Below are 17,874 nucleotides of genomic sequence, written 5' to 3' on the forward strand. Positions count from 1 at the left end.
GCCCGGTCCCATTCCGAACCCGGAAGCTAAGCCTGACAGCGCCGATGGTACTGCAACCGAAGGGTTGTGGGAGAGTAGGACACCGCCGGACTAACTTCAGGACAGGGTCCTGACCAGGGTCGAGAACCTCTGACAGGTTCTCCCCGGTCAGGGCCCTGTCTCTTTTCATGTCCATGGACGGACTACAGTGGTCCGTTGGCGCGCCCGATGGGTGTCGCCGGTATCGAAAACTTTTTCAATAGTGGCAGGAGGCCAGGTGTCCGAGTTCGGTCGACGTGACTCAGATGATGGCGCGTCCGGCCGGTCGGGTCGCCGGGACGAGAGTCCCCGCGGAGGCCGGTCTGACGCGCAACGAGGTGACCGGCGCGGTTCCGCCGGCGGCGGGCAGGACCGAGGTGGCCGCGACGGTGGCTACCAGGGCCGCCCGCGCCGTGACGACCGCGGTGCCCGCGGCACCGGCAGCTATCCCGGCAAGCCCGCGCGAAGCGCCGGCAGCGGCGATGGTCCTCGCGACCAGCGTGCCGGCGGTCGGTTCGCCGGTCAGGGCCGCGACGAGAACCGTCCGCGCTACAACAACAACGACGACCGCCGTGGCGGTACCGGAGCAGGCGACCGCCGCGACGACCGGTCCGGTGGTCGCGACAACGACCGTCGTGGTGGCTACCGGTCCGACGACCGGCGCGACAGCCGCGACACCCGTGGCGGAGACCGCGGCGGGTACCGCTCCGACAACCGCGGTGGCGACAGCCGTGGCGGTGACCGCGGTGGCTACCGGTCCGACAACCGTGGCGGGGACACCCGCGGCGGCGATCGCGGTGGCTACCGGTCGGACAACCGCGAGAACCGCGGTGGTGACCGTGGCGGCTACCGCTCCTCCGAGGGCCGTCCCGAGCGTCGCTACGACAATCGCTCGGACAGCCGTTCCGACAATCGTGCGGACAACCGTTCCGAAGGCCGGTACGAGAAGCGCACCGACAGCCGTCCGGCTCGCTCCGGGTACAGCTCGGACAACCGCGGCCGTTCCGACGACCGCCCGTCCGGCAACCGCTACGAAGGCCGCCCGCAGGGCAAGTCCTACGGCGACCGCGACAAGCGTGGCGGCAGCGACGACCGTCGCCCGTCCTACCGCGACGACCGCGGTGGTGCGCGTTCCGGTGGTTACGGCGGCGACCGTCGCGACGATCGCCGTGACGACCGGCGTGGTCCCTCCTCGGGCGACCGCCGTCCCACTGGCGGTGGCTACGAGCGCAAGAGCTTCGGCGACCGTGACCGCGGCCGCGACGACGACCGCCGTGGCGGCTACCGCCCCTCCGGCGACCGCCCCGAGCGGTCCGACCGTCCAGTCCGTTCCGAGCGTCCCGACCGTAGGCCGTCCGATCGGCCGGAGAAGCGGTACGACGACAAGCGCGGTGATTCCCGCGGCGGTGAAGGCCGGTTCGAGCGCAAGCGTGACGACCGTCCCCAGCGCGATCGTTCCGAGGGCCGCAAGGACTTCCGCTCCTCGCCGCGCGCCGAAGACAAGCCGGTCGACGACGAGACCTTGGCGCGCGAGCTGCTGTCGGCTCCGGAACTGCCCGAGGGCATCGAGTTCTCCGACCTCGACGAAGAAGTCCGCCGCGAACTCCGCACCCTGCCCAAGGCACTCGCGGAAACCGTCGGCAAGCACCTCGTCGCGGCAGGCGGGCTGGTCGACGAAGACCCCGAAGCCGCGATGGAGCACGCCAAGTACGCGAAGGCCAAGGCGTCACGTGTGCCGATCGTCCGTGAGGCCCTCGGTCTGGTGGCCTACCACGCCGGCAACTGGTCCGAAGCGCTGTCGGAGCTTCGAGCCGTTCGCCGGATGACCCGCGCCGACGACCACATCGCGATCATCGCCGACGCCGAGCGTGCCATCGGGCGCCCGGAGCGGGCGCTGGACCTCGCGAAGGAGGTCGACAAGGAGCGTCTGTCCAAGGCGACCCAGATCGAACTCGCGATCGTCGCCGCCGGTGCGCGCCGTGACCTCGGTCAGCTGGACGCCGCCGTCGTCTCCCTGCAGGGCGACGACCTCAAGGCGGAGAAGCGCGACCCGTGGAGCGCCCGGCTGTTCTACGCCTACGCCGACAACCTCGCGGCCGCCGACCGCAAGGAAGAAGCGATCCGCTGGTTCCTCAACGCGGCAGAGGCCGACGAGGAGGACGAGACCGACGCCGCCGAGCGCGCCGCGGAGCTCACGAATGGCTGACGCCCTGTCGGCCGGGTACGACGCGGTCCTTTTCGACCTCGACGGCACGGTCTATCACGGCAGCACGGTCGTCCCGGGCGCCCCGGAAGCACTCCGGGCGCTTCGGGACGCCGGCACGGCCGTCCGCTGGGTGACGAACAACGCCTCCAAGGCACCCGAGGAGGTCTCCGCGCACCTGGAGGCGCTCGGCCTGCCCGCCACCCCCGACGAGGTTCACACGAGCTCTCAGGCGGCCGCCGCCCTGCTGGGTGAGCGGCTGCCCGAAGGCGCCGTCGTGCTCGTCGTGGGCACGGCGTCGCTCGCCGCCCAGATCGAGTCGGCGGGACTGCGCACGGTCCGGGAAGCCGGGCCAAACGTGGCCGCCGTCGTGCAGGGGCATTCCCCGGAGAACACCTGGGCCGCCCTCGCGGAAGCGTGCCTCGCCATCCGCGCGGGCGCGCTGTGGGTGGCGACCAACGTCGACGCGACCCTGCCGTCCGAACGCGGACTGCTGCCGGGCAACGGGTCGATGGTGGCCGCGTTACGCACCGCCACCGGCGTCGAACCGTTGGTGGCGGGTAAACCGGCGCCGACGCTGTTCACCACAGCGGCGCGGGACGCGGGTGCGGAGCGGTCCCTCGTCGTCGGCGACAGGCTGGACACCGACATCGAGGGCGCGGTCGCGGCCGGAATCGACGCGCTCTGCGTGCTGACCGGGGTCGCCGACGCGGCGTCCCTGATCAAGGCGAGGCCCGAGGAACGGCCGCGGTACCTCGCGTGGGATCTGTCCGGCCTCGGCGGCCGCGCGGATCAACTCGAGGTCGGCCCGAAGGACGGCTGGCGGGTCACCGCACAGGGTGACGTGCTGGAAGCCGAGGGTGAAGGCGACTCCTTGGACCTGTTGCGCGCGTTGTGCTGGGTTGCCTGGGAGGCGGGGATCACCGAGGTCCGTGGCGTCGGCGACACCGCCCGCGCCGCGCTCGGCGAGCTGCGCCTCGCCTGACCAGCGCTGCTAACTTGGTGGGGTGCAAGACCACTTCCACCCCGTTCCGCGACCCCCGGTGCCCGGACCGCCGCCGGTCCCGAGTGACCAAACCGACCACTTCTCGCAGCAGGACACGGATCCCCGTGCCGGGGTCGACGAAGCCGTGGCGGGCCTCGACGACCTCGCCTCGCTTCCGCTCTCGGAGCACGTCGACCGCTTCGAAGCCGTGCACACCGAGCTGACGGTGGCGCTGTCCACCATCGACAAGGTCTGACCGCGTGCCCAAACGCGCCCGCCTGGACGCGGAACTCGTCCGGCGGGGTCTGGCCCGCTCCCGCGAGCAGGCGTCCGCGCTGATCGCCGAGGGCAAGGTCAGCGTGCGCGGGATGGTGGCCACCAAACCCGCGACCGGGGTCGAGTCCGGCGCGCCGATCGTGGTGCGCGACAGCGACGACCCTGGCTGGGCCTCGCGCGGCGCGCACAAACTGCTGGGCGCGCTCGCCGCCTTCACCCCGCACGGCCTTTCCGTCGACGGAAAGCGCTGCCTCGACGCCGGCGCCTCGACCGGTGGCTTCACCGACGTCCTGTTGCGCAACGGCGCCGCGACGGTGCTCGCCGCCGACGTCGGCCGCGGTCTGCTGGACTGGCGGCTGCGCACCGACGACCGCGTGGTCGTCCTCGACAAGACGAACGTCCGCAACCTGACCCCGGAAGACCTCGGCGGGCAGGTCGACCTCGTGGTCGGTGACCTCTCGTTCATCTCGCTCAAACTCGTGCTGCCCGCCCTGGCCGCCTGCGCACGGGACGGCGCCGATCTGGTGCCGATGGTGAAACCGCAGTTCGAGGTCGGCAAGGACCGGCTCGGCAGCGGCGGCGTCGTGCGTGACCCGGAGCTGCGGGCCGAATCGGTGCTCGGCGTGCTCGCCGAGGCCGAGAAGCTGGACCTGCGCCTGCGCGGCGTCGTGGCGAGCCCGCTTCCCGGCCCGTCCGGCAACGTCGAATACTTCGTCTGGCTTACCCGCGGGACGGGGGAGACCGTCGGCACCGACGCCGAACGGCTCGTCCGTACCGCAGTCCTGGAGGGACCCCAATGAGCGATCGCGAGGTGCTGCTCGTCGTGCACCCGGACCGGGACGCGACCCGGGACGCGGCACGCGAGGTATCGGCCCGTTTCGCCAAGGCCGGTGTGCGGCTGCGGGTCCTCGACGAGGACGTCCGGGAGATGCTCGAGGCGGACGGCGGGATCGGCGCGCCCTGCACGGTGATGGCGCCGGAACAGGACCCGGCGGCCGGGACCGAGCTGGTGTTCGTGCTCGGCGGCGACGGCACGTTGCTGCGGGCCGCGGAACTGGCGAGGCCGAACGGTGTTCCGGTGCTGGGGGTGAACCTCGGCCGGGTCGGGTTCCTCGCGGAAGCCGATTCGGACAAGCTGGCCGACACCGTCCAGCGCGCGGTCGACGGCGACTACCAGGTCGAAGAGCGGATGACCGTCGACGTCACGGTCAGCATCGACGGCGAGGAGACCGTCCACACGTGGGCGCTCAACGAGGCCAGTGTCGAGAAGAGTTCACGTGAGCGCGTGCTGGACGCCCTCATCGAGGTCGACGGCAGGCCCGTGTCCTCCTTCGGCTGCGACGGCGTCCTGTGCGCCACTCCGACCGGCTCGACGGCGTACGCGTTCTCCGCGGGCGGGCCGATCATCTGGCCGGACGTCCAGGCGCTGCTGGTGGTGCCGAGCAACGCGCACGCGATGTTCTCCCGGCCGTTGGTCGTCTCCCGCGACTCGGAGATCACCGTCGCCATCGATCCGGACGGCTCGCCCGCCGTCCTGACCTGCGACGGATCGCGGACCTTCGATCTTCCCGCCGGTGCGGCCGTGCGGGTCACCTGCGGCCGGGTGCCGGTGCGGCTGATCCGGTTGTGGGAAGGCCCCTTCACCGACCGGCTGGTGCACAAGTTCTCGTTGCCGATCAAGGGCTGGCGGGAGCGGCACGCCCGCTGACGGAGCTCATGAACGGGACTTTCATCGCGAAATTCGCCAGGAAAGTCCCGTTCATCTCGTGCCGGGTGCGGGAATGGTCGGGGTAGGCCGCTACGGTGGGCGTCGTGCTGGCCGAGATGCGCATCCAGGGCCTCGGAGTCATCGAGGACGCCCTGCTGGAACTGCACGCGGGCTTCACCGTCGTCACCGGTGAGACGGGTGCGGGCAAGACCATGGTCGTCAGCGGGTTGCACCTGCTCTCCGGCGGCCGAGCCGAAGTGTCCAAGGTGCGAACGGGAATGCTGAAGGCCTTCGTGGAAGGCCGATTCGAACTGGGCGGTGCCGAGGGCGCCACCCGGATAGTCACCGACGCCGGGGCGGAGGTCGACGAGGACGGCAGCGTCATCGCGCTGCGCGCGGTCTCGGTCGACGGCCGCTCCCGCGCCCACCTCGGTGGCCGTTCGGTGCCGGTCGGGGTGCTGGCCGATCTGTCCGAGCAGCTGATCGCGGTGCACGGGCAGAACGATCAGCTGCGGCTGCTGCGGCCCGCCGAGCAGCGGGCCGTCATCGACCGGTTCGCCGGTGAGGCCGTCACCGAACCCTTGGAGCAGTATCGCGCGGTACGGGACGAGTGGCTCGCCGTCGTCGCCGAACTGACCGAGCGGTCCACCCGTTCCCGCGAGATGGCCCAGCAGGCGGACCTGCTGCGGCACGGTCTCGCCGAGATCGACGCCGTCGCACCGGAACCCGGCGAGGACACCGACCTCACCGAGCAGATCAAGCGGCTCGCCGCGGTCGACGAACTGCGGGCCGCGGCCAGTGCGGCGCACGCCGCCGTCGCCGGTTCGTCCGACGGGGATCCGGACGCGCCCGGCGCGCTGGGGCTCATCGGCGAGGCGACGCGCCAGCTGACGGGCTCCGAGGACGCCGTGCTCCGCGATCTGGGCCCCCGCCTCGACGAGGCTTCGGTGCTGCTGTCCGAAGTGGGCACCGAGCTGGGGAGTTACCTCGAAACGCTCGACGCCGACCCCGCGCTGCTGGAGAAGGTGCTCGCGCGTCAGGCCGATCTGAAGCGGCTCACGCGCAAGTACGCCGCCGATGTGGACGGTGTGCTCGCCTGGGCCGACGACGCCCGCCGCCGGATGTCCACGATGGACACTTCCGAGGAGGCGCTGGCCGAACTGGCCAAGCGCCGCGACGAACTCGCCGTCACACTGGCGGAACACGCCCTCCGGTTGTCGGAAGCGCGCGTCGAGGCCGCCGCCGAACTGGCCGAAGCGATCACCGCCGAGATGTCCGGGCTCGCCATGGGGCAGGCCGAAATCGAGATCACCGTCGAGCGGCGCACCGTGGACGAGAGCGACCCGCACGCGGTGAAGGTCGAAGGCAGGCTCGTGCACGCCGGCCCCGACGGCGTCGACGACGTCGAGCTGCTGCTGCGCGCACACAACGGCGCACCGCCGCTCCCGGTGCACAAAGCCGCTTCCGGCGGTGAGCTTTCCCGCGTGATGCTGGCGATCGAGGTGGTCCTCGCGCATGCGGACACCGTGCAGACCTTGGTGTTCGACGAGGTCGACGCCGGCGTCGGCGGTCGCGCGGCGGTCGAGATCGGCAGGCGGCTGGCGCGGCTGGCGCGCAGCCACCAGGTCCTGGTGGTCACGCATCTGCCGCAGGTCGCCGCGTTCGCCGATCAGCATCTGGTGGTGGACAAGGGCACGAGCGGCGGGGTGACCCGCAGTGGCGTGCGCGTACTCGAACAATCCGAGCGGGTCGTCGAACTCGCGCGGATGCTCGCCGGAATGGAAAGCACCGAGACCGGCCGGGCACACGCCGAGGAATTGCTCGCCGTCGCCGAGGCCGACAAGAGCGCGCCGGACAAGCCCAAAGCCCGCCGCGGCGGAAAGCGCAAGAAGGCGAAGTAACGGACGAGACGTCATAGGAGTGGCGCCACCCGGTGTGGGTTAATCGGCGTGTTCCCTTCGGCGTGGCGGACGCATAAGGCCGCACCGATTTGTCACTATCGGTCGCATGAAGCTCACCGGCTTGCTCACGCGTAACCAAGAGACCCTCCCCGGGATCACCGGCGTCGCCAGGGTCGACAGGCGTACCCGTGAGCTTCTCCGCCGGCTGAGCCCTGGCGACATCGTCGTCCTCGACCAGCTCGATCTCGACCGTTCGACGGCCGACGCCTTGGTGGAGGCCGAAGTGGCGGCGGTGGTGAACGCCTCGCCGTCGATTTCCGGCCGGTTCCCCAACCTGGGGCCGGAGGTCCTGCTCGAGGCGGGGATCGTGCTGGTCGACTCGGTCGGCGGCGAGCTGCTGCGCAAGGTGAAGGACGGCACGAAACTCCGCCTGCACGAGGGCGTCGTCTACGTCGGCGAGCGGCAGATCGGGTCTGGGATCCAGCAGACGCGCGAAAGCGTCGCGGACCAGATGATCGAGGCCAAGGCCGGGATGTCCACCCAGCTGGAGGCGTTCTCCGCGAACACGATCGAATTCCTCCGCCGGGAACGCAGCCTCATTCTCGACGGCGTCGGGGTGCCGGAGATCCGGGTTCCCTTGCGGGACCGGCACGCACTGGTGGTCGCGGGCGGCAACGGGCACGCCGAGGATCTGAAGAAGCTGAAGAAGTACATTTCCGAGCACCGTCCGGTGCTGATCGGTGTCGACGCCGGTGCCGACACCCTGCGGGCGCAGGGCTACCTGCCGGACGTCATCGTCGGCGACCCGCACGGGATCGGCGCGGAAACGCTGCGCAGCGGCGGCGAGGTCGTGGTCCCGGCCCAGCCGGACGGGCACGCGCCGGGTGTCGAGCGCATCCAGGACCTCGGGATCGGCGCGGTCACCTTCCCCGCCACGGGCAACGCCGAGGACCTGGCCCTGCTGCTGGCCGACGCGCACGAGGCGAGCCTGGTGGTCACCGTCGGTTTCCAGGCGACACTGCGGGAATTCCTCGACCACGGCCGGTCCGGGTCGAACCCGTCGACGTTCCTCACCCGGTTGAAACTCGGCACGAAACTGGTCGACGGCAAGGCGGTCGCGACCCTGCACCGCAGCCGCGTCTCGATCGGCGCCGTCGTCCTGCTGGTGCTGGCGGCCTTGGTTGCCGTGGCGGCCGCGCTGCTGGTCTCCGACGTGGGTTCGGTTTACCTCGACTGGATCCGCGACACCTGGAACTCGTTCATCGCCTGGGGCAAGGGACTTTTCACGTGATTTCTCTGCGGTACCACATCGTTTCCATCGCGGCCTGCTTTCTGGCGCTCGCCATCGGGGTGGTGCTCGGGTCCACGGCGCTGAACGGTTCGCTGCTGTCCGGGCTCGCCGGGCAGAAGGAGGACCTGGGTTCCCAGGTCGCGGATCTGGAGGCGCAGCGCAATTCCCTCAACGCCCGGCTCAGCGACGCGGACGCGTTCGCCGGGGCGATGGGACCCAAGGTCGTCGCCGGACAGCTGGACAAGCGTTCGGTGGTGCTGGTGACCACCGAGGACGCGAAGCCCGCGGACCGGGACGCGCTCAAGCAGCTCGTCGGACAGGCCGGTGGTTCGGTCACCGGTGAGATCCAGCTGACCGAGGCGTTCTCCGATCCGATGCGGTCCGATCAGCTGCGTGACGTCGTGACGCGCCTGCAGCCCGCCGGGGTCCAGTTCCCGACCGCGGGGGACCCGGGCACCCTGGCAGGCGCGCTGCTCGGTTCGGTGGCGTTGCTGAACAAGGACAACGCGCAGCCGCAGTCCACGCCGGTGGAACTGGCGGCCGCGCTCGGCGGGCTCACCGATGGCGGTTTCCTCAAGGCGGGCCAGGACGTGAAGCCCGCGCAGCTCGCGATCGTGCTCACCGGCTCCAAGTACACCGGTGACGGCGCGGGCGACCGTGCCTCGACCGTCGCGCGGTTCGCCGCGCAGCTCGACCGTTCCGGCGCGGGCACGGTGCTCGCGGGCGACGCCGGATCCGCCGACGGCACCGGCGCGATCGGGGTCGTCCGCGCCGACACCTCGGCGACGTCGATCCTGTCCACTGTGGACAACGCGGAGACCGCGGCGGGCCGGGTCACCACGATCATGGCGCTGCGTGAGCAGCTCGAAGGCGGCGCCGGGCGCTACGGCATCGCCGGTAACGCCCAGGCCCCGGCTCCGGGCATCGCCGCCGCGGGCAACTAGCCACTGAGCTTCCCGAACCCATGCATTTAGTCCTCTGAATGCGGTAGTTGCACGCGCAAGGACCGCGTTCAGAGGACTAAATGCGAGGCCAGACGCGGGTTTTGGGCAGGGGGCGGGCGTAGGAGCCGGCCCGGCTGGTCTTGAGGTCGAGGGCCACCAGGGATTCCGCCAGACGGACGGCGGCCGCGACGCCGTCGATCACCGGGATGTCCAGCATCGCGGAGATCCGCCGGTCCAGTCCCGTCATCCCGGCGCAGCCGAGGACGAGCACTTCCGCACCGGCGTCACGCGCCCGGCGTCCGGCGGTCAGCAGCGCCGACTCCGTCCGGCGTTCGTCGGTCAGTTCGAGCACGCCGAGTCCGGCGCCCAGGACACCGACGCAGTTCTGCGCGACTCCCGAGGCATGCAGGCTGTCTTCGATGAGCCCGCACGTCCGGTCCAATGTGGTCACCACGCCGTACCGTCTTCCCAACAGGCAGGCCAGATGTGCGGCCGCCTCGGTGATGTCGACGACCGGGACGTCGAGCAACTCCCTTGCCCCTTCCCGGCCGTGCTCGCCGAAACCGGCCATCACGAGCGCGTCGAAGGGTTCGTCCATGCCGTTGAGCAGGTCGAGGACGGCCGCCGCGCTCAAGAAGCTGTCCAGCCAGCCTTCCGCGGATTCCGGGCCCCACAGTGGCGTTCTGGCGAGGATCTCGGTGCCAGGACTCGCCGCGGCACGGGCTCCGGCTTCGATCTCCTTCGTCATGGCCTCGGTCGTGTTGCAGTTGGTGACCAGGATCCGCATCAGGCGACCCGCTGCTTCCGTGACACCACCAGATAGAGCGTGGCGGCCGTCGCGGTGCCGATGAACCACGAGTACGACGCCGCCGGGGCGAAGAACGGCACGAGCGCGATGACCGCGGACAGCGCCGCCGTGGGCAGGAAGGTGATCATCGCCAGCGGGTTCACGCCGCGTTTGTAGTGATACGGCGAGTCTGCGTTGGCCACGAACAGCTTGTCGACGTCGATCCGGCCCCGTTGCACCAGGTAGTAGTCGACGATCATGATCCCGAACAGCGGGCCGAGGAAGGCGCCGAGGCCGCCGAGGAAGTAGTTGACCACCGCGGGGGAGGAGTACAGCTTCCACGGCAGCACGCACAGCGCCGCGACCGCGCTGATCATCCCGCCGATGGTGAAGGTGATCCGTTTCGGCCAGATGTTGGCCAGGTCGTAGGCGGGGGAGACGAAGTTCGCGACGATGTTCACGCCCATGGTGGCGATGGCGAAGGTCAGCGCGCCGATGATCAGCACCGGGGTGTTGTCGATGCGGGCCAACAGTTCCGCCGGGTCGGTGATGGCCTCACCGAACACCTGCAGGCTGCCGGCGGTCACCAGGACGGACAGCAGCGCGAACGCCGTCGAGTTGATGGGCAGGCCCCAGAAATTGCCGCGGCGCACCGTTTTCTGGTTCGGGGCGAACCGCGAGAAGTCGCAGAAGTTGAGCATCAGCGTGCCGTAGATGGACAGGATGAGGCCGACGGCGCCGAACCATTGCCGCACCTGTTCCCCGGTGGACAGCGATTTCGGGTTACTTGTCAGGGAGATGTTCCAGTCCGCGGCGGCCAGCACCCACACCGCGAGCGCGATCATCACGACCCAGATGCCGGGGCCGCACCAGTCCTGGAACTTGCGCACCGCCTCCATGCCGCGGGTGAGCACCAGCGCCTGCGCCAGCCACAGCGCGATGAAACAGATCCAGCCGAGTGCGTGCAGACCGAGGAAACCGACCTCTGTCAACGGTTTCAGGCCTGGATCGATCGCGAGCACCAGCAGCGTGATGGCCACCGAGGCGAGATAGGTCTGGATGCCGTACCAGAAGATCGCGATGATCGCGCGGATCAGCGCGGGCAGGTTCGCGCCGAAGGTGCCGAAGCTGATCCGGGCGACGACGGGAAAGGGGACGCCGGTCTGCTGCCCGATCCGGCCCATCATGTTCATGCCGAAGTAGATGAGCACGAAACCGAAGAGCAGCGCCGTGAACACCTGCCAGGCCGAGAGTCCGAGTACGAACAGGCCCGCCGCGAACGTGTAGTTGCCGAGGTTGTGCACGTCCGACATCCACAGTGCGAAGATGTCGTAGACCTTCCAGCGGCGTTCTTCCGCCGGGGCGAGGTCGGAGTTCCAGAGCCGGGGATCGGGCTCGGTCGCGACGGACTTCGCGGACCGGGTGGCTGGGGCGGCGGTCATGCGGGCCTCCGGATCGACGTGTGACGACAAGCGCTGGTCGATTTGGTATCCCAAAATTTGGTATCCCAAATATCACCCCGTGATGGCCCGTCGTCAAGGTTTCTGCCGATAAACTCGGGTTACGAGCTGTTACGGCTGTGTTGAGCGAGGGGGACGGAGTGGCCGAGGAAGGACCGCGGCAGCCGCTGGCCGCGACCCGGCAACGGGTCCGGGACGAGCTGCGCGAACGGATCCTCACCGGACGGTTGAAGCCGGGGGACAGGCTCGTCGAACGAGAGCTCGCCGACGACCTCGGCGTCTCGCGGGTCCCGGTGCGCGAGGCCATCCGCAGCCTGGAGGCCGAAGGCTTCCTCGTCGTCCAGTCACCCCGGCGCATCGTCGTGCGCCAGCTGACCAGGGCCGACGTCGAGGAACTGTTCGACGTCCGGGAGGCGCTCGAAGGCCTCGCCGCGGGCCTGGCGGCCGAGCGGGCGGGCAAACCGGGACTCCGGGCGCTCGAACGTCTGCTCGCCGACGCCGCGCGCGCCACCGAAAGCGGCGACCCGGCGCGGATCACCCTGCTCAACACCCGGTTCCACGACGAGATCGTCGCGCTGGCAGGCAACGGCCTTCTGCACGAGATCCTGCGGCCGCTCGAAGGCAGGCTGCGCTGGCTCACCAGCCAGAACGAGCACTGGGGCGAACTGCTCGACGAGCACCGCCGCCTCTACGACGCGATCGCTTCGGGTGACGCGGACCGCGCGCGGGCCCACGCCGTCGAACACGTGCGGGTGAATCGTGAAGTCACGCTACGGGCGTTGTTCCCCGAAGACGACGGCGAACGCTCCGCGGGCTGAACAGGTCATGGTCTAGAGCATCGCGGTCCAGGCTTCGGTGAACCCGGGATAGGTCTTCCCGACCGTCTCCGGGTTCTCCACCTCGATCCCCTCGACCCGCAGTCCCAGTACGGCGGCCGCCATCACCAGCCGGTGGTCGTCGTAGGTGTGGAACTTCCCGCCGTGCAGCGGGGCCGGGGTGATCCGCAGCCCGTCTTCGGTCTCGCGGACGTCGGCGCCGAGCGACGACAGTTCGGTGGCCAGCGCGGTCAGCCGGTCGGTCTCGTGGCCACGCAGATGCGCCACCCCGGAGATGATCGACGGGCCCTCGGCGAAGCACAGCAGCGCCGCGATCACCGGGGTGAGCTCGCCGACTTCGTGCAGATCCAGTTCGACGCCGGGGATCGTGCCACCGCCGGTGACCGTCAGGCCGCCCGCGTCGAGTTCGGCGGTCGCGCCGAGGACGGGCAGCAGGCTGCGGAGCCAGTCACCCGGCTGGGTCGTCCGCTGCGGCCAGCCCGCGATCCGCACCGTGCCGCCGGTCACGACCGCCGCGGCGACGAACGGGGCGGCCGTCGAGAGGTCCGGCTCGACGATGTATTCGGGGCAGGAAAGCCGCGTCGGCGCGACGTGGAACTCGGTGCCCTCGCGGTCCACGGTGGCCCCGAACCGGCGCAGCATCTCGACGGTCATCGCGATATGCGGTTCGCTCGGCACCGCGCCGCCGACGAGGCGCACGGTGACCCCTTGCTGGAACGACGGCCCGGCGAGCAGCAACGCGGACAGGAACTGGCTAGACGCCGAAGAGTCCAGATCGACCTTGCCGCCCCGCAGGCCGCCTTCGCCGTGGACGGTGAACGGCGGCGCCTCGCGGCGGTCGTCCTCGATCCGGGCGCCGAGGCCGCGCAGTGCCTTCAGCAGCGGCCCGATCGGACGGCGGCGGATGGCCTCGTCGCCGTCGAACAGTGCCGGGCCGGTGCCCAGCGCGGCCAGGGCGGGCGTGAACCTGGCGACCGTGCCCGCGTTGCCCAGTTCCACCCGGACGGTCTCATCGGGATGCACCCGGCCGTGGCCGAGCGGGTGCACGAGGTAACCGCCGATGCTGCCCTGGGAATGGGCGCCGAGGGTGGAGATGGCGCCGAGCATGAGGCGCGCGTCGCGGGAGTCGAGCGGGGTCCGCACCCGCGTCGGCGCGCTGGCGAGCGCGGCGAGAACGTAGGCCCGGTTGGTGATCGACTTCGAGCCGGGGACGCGGATGTCCGCGTCGAGCGGGCCTTCCGCGACCGGTGCGGTCCAGGTGTCGTGCGCGTCTGTCACGTCGCGAGAGTAGCGGTTTTCCACTCCATCGGACGCTTGCGGCGTGGCCACTGAGCGCTCCGGCGGGCGTGGGATAAGGTGGAAGCCCGTGGGACTTCAGTCGCGGGCTACCAAGTATGTCTTTGTCACCGGAGGCGTTGCCTCCTCTCTGGGTAAGGGACTCACGGCTTCCAGCCTGGGTCAGCTCCTTACCGCACGTGGGCTCCGGGTCACGATGCAGAAGCTGGATCCGTACCTCAACGTCGATCCAGGCACGATGAACCCGTTCCAGCACGGTGAGGTGTTCGTCACCGACGACGGCGCCGAAACCGATCTGGACATCGGGCACTACGAGCGTTTTCTCGACCGGTCCCTCGACGGCAAGGCCAACGTCACCACCGGCCAGGTCTACTCCGAGGTCATCGCCAAGGAACGCCGTGGTGAGTATCTCGGCGACACCGTGCAGGTCATCCCGCACATCACCGACGAGATCAAGGCCAGGATCACCGCCGCCGCCGGCGCTGACGAGGACGGGAACAGCCCGGACGTCGTGATCACCGAGGTCGGCGGCACCGTCGGCGACATCGAGTCGCTGCCGTTCCTGGAGGCCTGCCGTCAGGTCCGCCACGACGTCGGCCGTGACCAGTGCTTCTTCCTCCACGTCTCGCTGGTGCCTTACCTCGCCCCCTCGGGTGAGTTGAAGACCAAGCCGACCCAGCACTCGGTCGCCGCGCTGCGCAACATCGGTATCCAGCCCGACGCGCTCGTCTGCCGCGCCGACCGCGAGCTGCCGGAGGATCTCAAGCGCAAGATCGGCCTGATGTGCGACGTCGACACCGAGGCCGTCATCGCCTGCCCCGACGCGCCGTCGATCTACGACATCCCGAAGGTGCTGCACCGTGAGGCGCTCGACGCCTACGTGGTGCGCCGCCTCGGGCTGCCGTTCCGCGACGTCGACTGGACCGTGTGGGGCGACCTGCTCGACCGCGTGCACAACCCGTCGGAGACGGTGCGGGTCGCGGTCGTCGGCAAGTACATCGACCTGCCGGACGCGTACCTGTCGGTGACCGAGGCGCTGCGCGCGGGCGGGTTCGCCCACCGCGCCAAGGTCCAGATCGTCTGGGTCGCCTCCGACAACTGCGAGACCCCGGCCGGTGCCGCCTCCGCGTTGTCCGATGTGGACGGTGTGCTGATCCCCGGCGGGTTCGGCATCCGCGGTATCGAGGGCAAGGTCGGCGCGATCGCCTACGCCCGCACCCACGGGCTGCCGCTGCTGGGCCTGTGCCTCGGCCTGCAGTGCATGGTGATCGACGCGGCGAGGAACCTGGCCGGGATCAAGGACGCGAACTCGGCCGAGTTCGACGACACGAGCGCGAACCCGGTCATCTCCACGATGGCCGACCAGCGTGACGTCGTCGCGGGCGAGCGCGACATGGGCGGCACGATGCGGCTCGGCGCCTACGTCGCCAAGCTCAAGCCGGGCTCGCAGGTCGCGAAGGCGTACGGCAGCAACGAGGTCTCCGAGCGGCACCGTCACCGCTACGAGGTCAACAACGCCTACCGCAAGCGCCTTTCCGAGGCCGGTCTGGTGTTCTCGGGCACCTCGCCCGACGACCATCTGGTCGAGTTCGTCGAGCTGCCCGCCGACAAGCACCCGTTCTTCGTCGGCACCCAGGCGCACCCGGAGCTCAAGAGCCGCCCGACCCGGCCGCACCCGCTGTTCAGTGCGTTCGTGAAGGCGGTCGTGGACCGCAAGGTCGCCGAACGGCTGCCGGTCGAGCTGGCCGAAGCGGCTCGGACTGGAGTCAGGTGACCGAGCCCGGTAAGCACGAGTTCACCGTCGCGTCCACAAGGGACGTCCACATCGGACGGGTCGTGGGGCTGCGGGTCGACGAGGTCGTGATGCCCGGCGGCGGTACGGCTCGCCGCGAGGTCGTCGAGCACCTCGGCGCGGTCGCCGTCGTCGCGCTCGATGACGAAGGCGTGGACAGCACGGTCACGCTGATCCACCAGTACCGCCACCCGATCGGGCGGCGGCTGTGGGAACTGCCGGCCGGGCTGATCGACAAGGCGGGGGAGGACCCCGTCGCCGCGGCGAAACGCGAGCTGGTCGAGGAGGTCGGGCTCAGCGCCGAGCGCTGGGAGACCCTCGTCGACATCGCGGCGTCGCCGGGATTCACCGACGAGGTCGTCCGGGTCTACCTCGCCCGAGGGCTGTCCGAAGTGGACAGGGAGGTCCTCGGAGAGGAGGAGGCGGACCTCGTGATGCGGAAGTTCTCGCTCGCCGAGGCCGTCCGGATGGCGCTGGCCGGTGAGCTGGTGAACGGGGCGACCGTCGGCGGCGTGCTGGCCGCGCACGCGGTGCTTTCGGGCGCGGCTTCGGCTCGTCCGGCGGACGCGCCTTGGGAGGACCGGCCGACGAAGTTCGCTTCGCGCGGCCTCTGACCCCCTTCGCGCGCTATGAAAGGTCCTTTCCTTGCAAATTTTGCAAGGAAAGGACCTTTCATAGCATCCGGGAGGGGAGTCAGAGGGCCGGTGACGTGCCGGGGCTCAGTCGCGCAGACGGCGGCCCTGCGCGTCGGTGCCGCCGTTCGTCAGCAGCACGATCCCGTCGACCATCGGCCAGACCACCCCGATGCCGCAGGTGAACACCACGACCGCCAGTTGCCCCAAAGCGAGTCCGACATGCCCGGTGTAGAACCGCCCGATCCCGAACGGCAGCACGATCTGCAGCACCCCGGCCGCGATCTTCGACTTCGGTGAGTACGGCAGGACCGCGGCGGGCTGCTGGTACACGGGCACGAACGGCGGCGGGTCGAACCGCGGCGCGAGGTACGTCGGATGCGGGGCGGGCAGGTCCTGGAACAGCGGCCGGAGTTCGCCGAGCGTCACGGCCTCGTACGCGGCGAGGACACGACCCTCGTACTCGTCGGGCGTGATCCTCCCTTGGCTGTAGTGGTCGGCGAGCAGCCTTGCCGCCTCCTCGCGCTCGGCGGTGCCGACGCGCATCTCGTCCGGGTCCGGTTGCTGGGACATGGTCCCAAGGTAGCCCGTTTCACACCCGCGACGCGGCGAGCGCGGCGCCACCAAGAAGTTCTTGGTGGGGCCTAGAGTGTCCGTGTGTCACGGGCTGGGGGTGCCGGAGTCGCCCAGGTGGTCGCCGCTTACCTCGACCATCTGGTGGTCGAGCGCGGAACCGCGAAGAACACCCTCGACAGCTACTCGCGCGATCTGCGCCGGTACACCGCGTACCTCGATGACGCTCACGTCGAACGTTTCGCCGACGTCACCCCGGCGCACATCACCTCGTTCGGCGCGGCTTTGCGCGAAGGCGACGAAGAGCACCGGCCGCTTGCCGCGTCCTCGGCGGCTCGCGCGCTCGTCGCGGTGCGGGGGCTGCACAAGTTCGCGCACGCCGACGGCATCACCGAAAGCGACCCGGCCCGCGAGGTCCGGCCGCCCGCGGCGGCGAAGCGGCTGCCCAAGGCGTTGCCGGTGCACGAGGTGTTGAAACTCCTGGAAACCCCGCCACCGGAAGGCGAGCGCGCGCTGCGGGACCGGGCGCTGCTGGAACTGCTCTATTCCACCGGCGCGCGGATCTCCGAGGCCGTCGGACTCGACGTCGACGACATCGACGACGCCGAACGGACCGTGCTGCTCGACGGCAAGGGCGGCAAACAGCGCATCGTCCCGATCGGCCGCCCCGCGCTCGAAGCGGTGCACGCCTACCTCGTCCGCGCCCGGCCGGTGCTCGCCACCCACGGCAGGGGCACCCCGGCGATGTTCCTCAACGCCCGCGGCTCCAGGCTTTCCCGGCAGAGCGCGTGGCAGGTGCTCAAGGACACCGCGGAAGCCGCGGGCATCAAGGCGGGTGTCTCCCCGCACACGTTGCGCCATTCCTTCGCCACGCATCTGCTCGAAGGCGGCGCCGACGTCCGCGTCGTACAGGAACTGCTCGGTCACGCCTCGGTGACCACCACTCAGGTGTACACGCTGGTCACGGTCAACACGCTCCGCGAGGTTTACGCGACAGCACATCCCCGCGCGCTCGGTTAATCGACCCGATCGGCCCCGGCGAGCCGCTTTGGCTCGATTCGCGATCCGCGCATAGGCTGCCGGAGACCTAGCCGAAGAGGAGCTTTCGCGCCATGTCGACACCGAACGAACCGGCGAAGCCGTCCGCGTCCGCCGGTTCGGCCGCGGCGAGC

16 protein-coding genes and 1 rRNA gene are annotated in these 17,874 nt (G+C 70.1%); 13 read left to right on the forward strand and 4 right to left on the reverse strand.

Annotation, left to right across the window (positions count from 1 at the left end; all coding sequences use genetic code 11):
* From rrf to ACZ7KI_RS33500, 9 genes are all read left to right on the forward strand, one after another.
* Positions 1–91 (forward strand): 5S ribosomal RNA (rrf, locus tag ACZ7KI_RS33460); the annotation flags it as partial.
* 165 nt (positions 92–256) lie between these two features.
* A complete protein-coding gene (locus ACZ7KI_RS33465; protein ID WP_470277034.1) occupies positions 257–2,224 on the forward strand; it encodes a tetratricopeptide repeat protein in 1,968 nt (655 codons plus the stop codon).
* Positions 2,217–3,206 (forward strand): HAD-IIA family hydrolase, encoded by a 990-nt coding sequence (locus ACZ7KI_RS33470; protein ID WP_470277035.1) that lies wholly within the window; start codon positions 2,217–2,219, stop codon positions 3,204–3,206. The genes ACZ7KI_RS33465 and ACZ7KI_RS33470 overlap by 8 nt, the downstream gene beginning before the upstream one ends.
* A 22-nt stretch (positions 3,207–3,228) precedes the next feature.
* Positions 3,229–3,462 (forward strand): hypothetical protein, encoded by a 234-nt coding sequence (locus ACZ7KI_RS33475; protein ID WP_470277036.1) that lies wholly within the window; start codon positions 3,229–3,231, stop codon positions 3,460–3,462.
* A gap of 4 nt (positions 3,463–3,466) precedes the next feature.
* A complete protein-coding gene (locus tag ACZ7KI_RS33480; RefSeq protein WP_465507513.1) occupies positions 3,467–4,282 on the forward strand; it encodes a TlyA family RNA methyltransferase in 816 nt (271 codons plus the stop codon).
* Positions 4,279–5,190 (forward strand): NAD kinase, encoded by a 912-nt coding sequence (locus tag ACZ7KI_RS33485; RefSeq protein ID WP_465507512.1) that lies wholly within the window; start codon positions 4,279–4,281, stop codon positions 5,188–5,190. The genes ACZ7KI_RS33480 and ACZ7KI_RS33485 overlap by 4 nt, the downstream gene beginning before the upstream one ends.
* A 104-nt stretch (positions 5,191–5,294) precedes the next feature.
* Positions 5,295–7,091, forward strand: a complete 1,797-nt coding sequence (gene recN / locus ACZ7KI_RS33490) for a DNA repair protein RecN (RefSeq protein ID WP_470277037.1) — start codon at positions 5,295–5,297, stop codon at positions 7,089–7,091.
* A gap of 106 nt (positions 7,092–7,197) precedes the next feature.
* Positions 7,198–8,382 (forward strand): putative cytokinetic ring protein SteA, encoded by a 1,185-nt coding sequence (gene steA / locus ACZ7KI_RS33495; protein WP_470277038.1) that lies wholly within the window; start codon positions 7,198–7,200, stop codon positions 8,380–8,382.
* The gene (locus ACZ7KI_RS33500) at positions 8,379–9,326 is read left to right on the forward strand and encodes a copper transporter (protein WP_465507509.1); all 948 of its coding nucleotides are present in this window, start codon (positions 8,379–8,381) and stop codon (positions 9,324–9,326) included. Before steA ends, ACZ7KI_RS33500 begins: the two co-directional genes overlap by 4 nt.
* A 76-nt stretch (positions 9,327–9,402) precedes the next feature.
* On the opposite strand, the gene ACZ7KI_RS33505 is transcribed toward ACZ7KI_RS33500, so the two are convergent.
* A complete protein-coding gene (locus tag ACZ7KI_RS33505) occupies positions 9,403–10,113 on the reverse strand; it encodes an aspartate/glutamate racemase family protein (protein WP_470277039.1) in 711 nt (236 codons plus the stop codon).
* Entirely contained in the window at positions 10,113–11,555 is a 1,443-nt protein-coding gene (locus ACZ7KI_RS33510; RefSeq protein ID WP_470277040.1) for an NCS1 family nucleobase:cation symporter-1, read from the reverse strand. Before ACZ7KI_RS33510 ends, ACZ7KI_RS33505 begins: the two co-directional genes overlap by 1 nt.
* A gap of 158 nt (positions 11,556–11,713) precedes the next feature.
* On the opposite strand from ACZ7KI_RS33510, the gene ACZ7KI_RS33515 reads away from it, so the two are divergent.
* Positions 11,714–12,391 (forward strand): GntR family transcriptional regulator, encoded by a 678-nt coding sequence (locus ACZ7KI_RS33515; RefSeq protein WP_470277041.1) that lies wholly within the window; start codon positions 11,714–11,716, stop codon positions 12,389–12,391.
* 12 nt (positions 12,392–12,403) lie between these two features.
* Here the strand turns inward: ACZ7KI_RS33515 and aroA are convergent, their stop codons facing one another.
* Positions 12,404–13,687 carry a 3-phosphoshikimate 1-carboxyvinyltransferase gene (gene aroA / locus ACZ7KI_RS33520; protein WP_470277042.1) on the reverse strand — a complete coding sequence of 428 codons (1,284 nt, stop codon included), beginning with the start codon at positions 13,685–13,687 and terminating at the stop codon, positions 12,404–12,406.
* Positions 13,688–13,775: 88 nt separating this feature from the next.
* Here aroA and ACZ7KI_RS33525 point away from each other — a divergent pair, with 88 nt between their 5' ends.
* Both ACZ7KI_RS33525 and ACZ7KI_RS33530 read left to right on the forward strand, forming a co-directional pair.
* Entirely contained in the window at positions 13,776–15,479 is a 1,704-nt protein-coding gene (locus ACZ7KI_RS33525) for a CTP synthase (RefSeq protein WP_470277043.1), read from the forward strand.
* On the forward strand, positions 15,476–16,111 hold the full coding sequence (locus ACZ7KI_RS33530; protein ID WP_470277044.1) for an NUDIX domain-containing protein: 636 nt from the start codon (positions 15,476–15,478) through the stop codon (positions 16,109–16,111). Before ACZ7KI_RS33525 ends, ACZ7KI_RS33530 begins: the two co-directional genes overlap by 4 nt.
* A gap of 105 nt (positions 16,112–16,216) precedes the next feature.
* On the opposite strand, the gene ACZ7KI_RS33535 is transcribed toward ACZ7KI_RS33530, so the two are convergent.
* Entirely contained in the window at positions 16,217–16,702 is a 486-nt protein-coding gene (locus ACZ7KI_RS33535; RefSeq protein WP_470277045.1) for a DUF1707 domain-containing protein, read from the reverse strand.
* Between the two features lie 117 nt (positions 16,703–16,819).
* Between ACZ7KI_RS33535 and xerD the strand changes: the two genes are divergently transcribed.
* On the forward strand, positions 16,820–17,722 hold the full coding sequence (xerD, locus tag ACZ7KI_RS33540) for a site-specific tyrosine recombinase XerD (RefSeq protein ID WP_470277101.1): 903 nt from the start codon (positions 16,820–16,822) through the stop codon (positions 17,720–17,722).
* Positions 17,723–17,874: the final 152 nt, after the last annotated feature.

Source organism: Amycolatopsis sp. NPDC039088, from assembly GCF_055598845.1.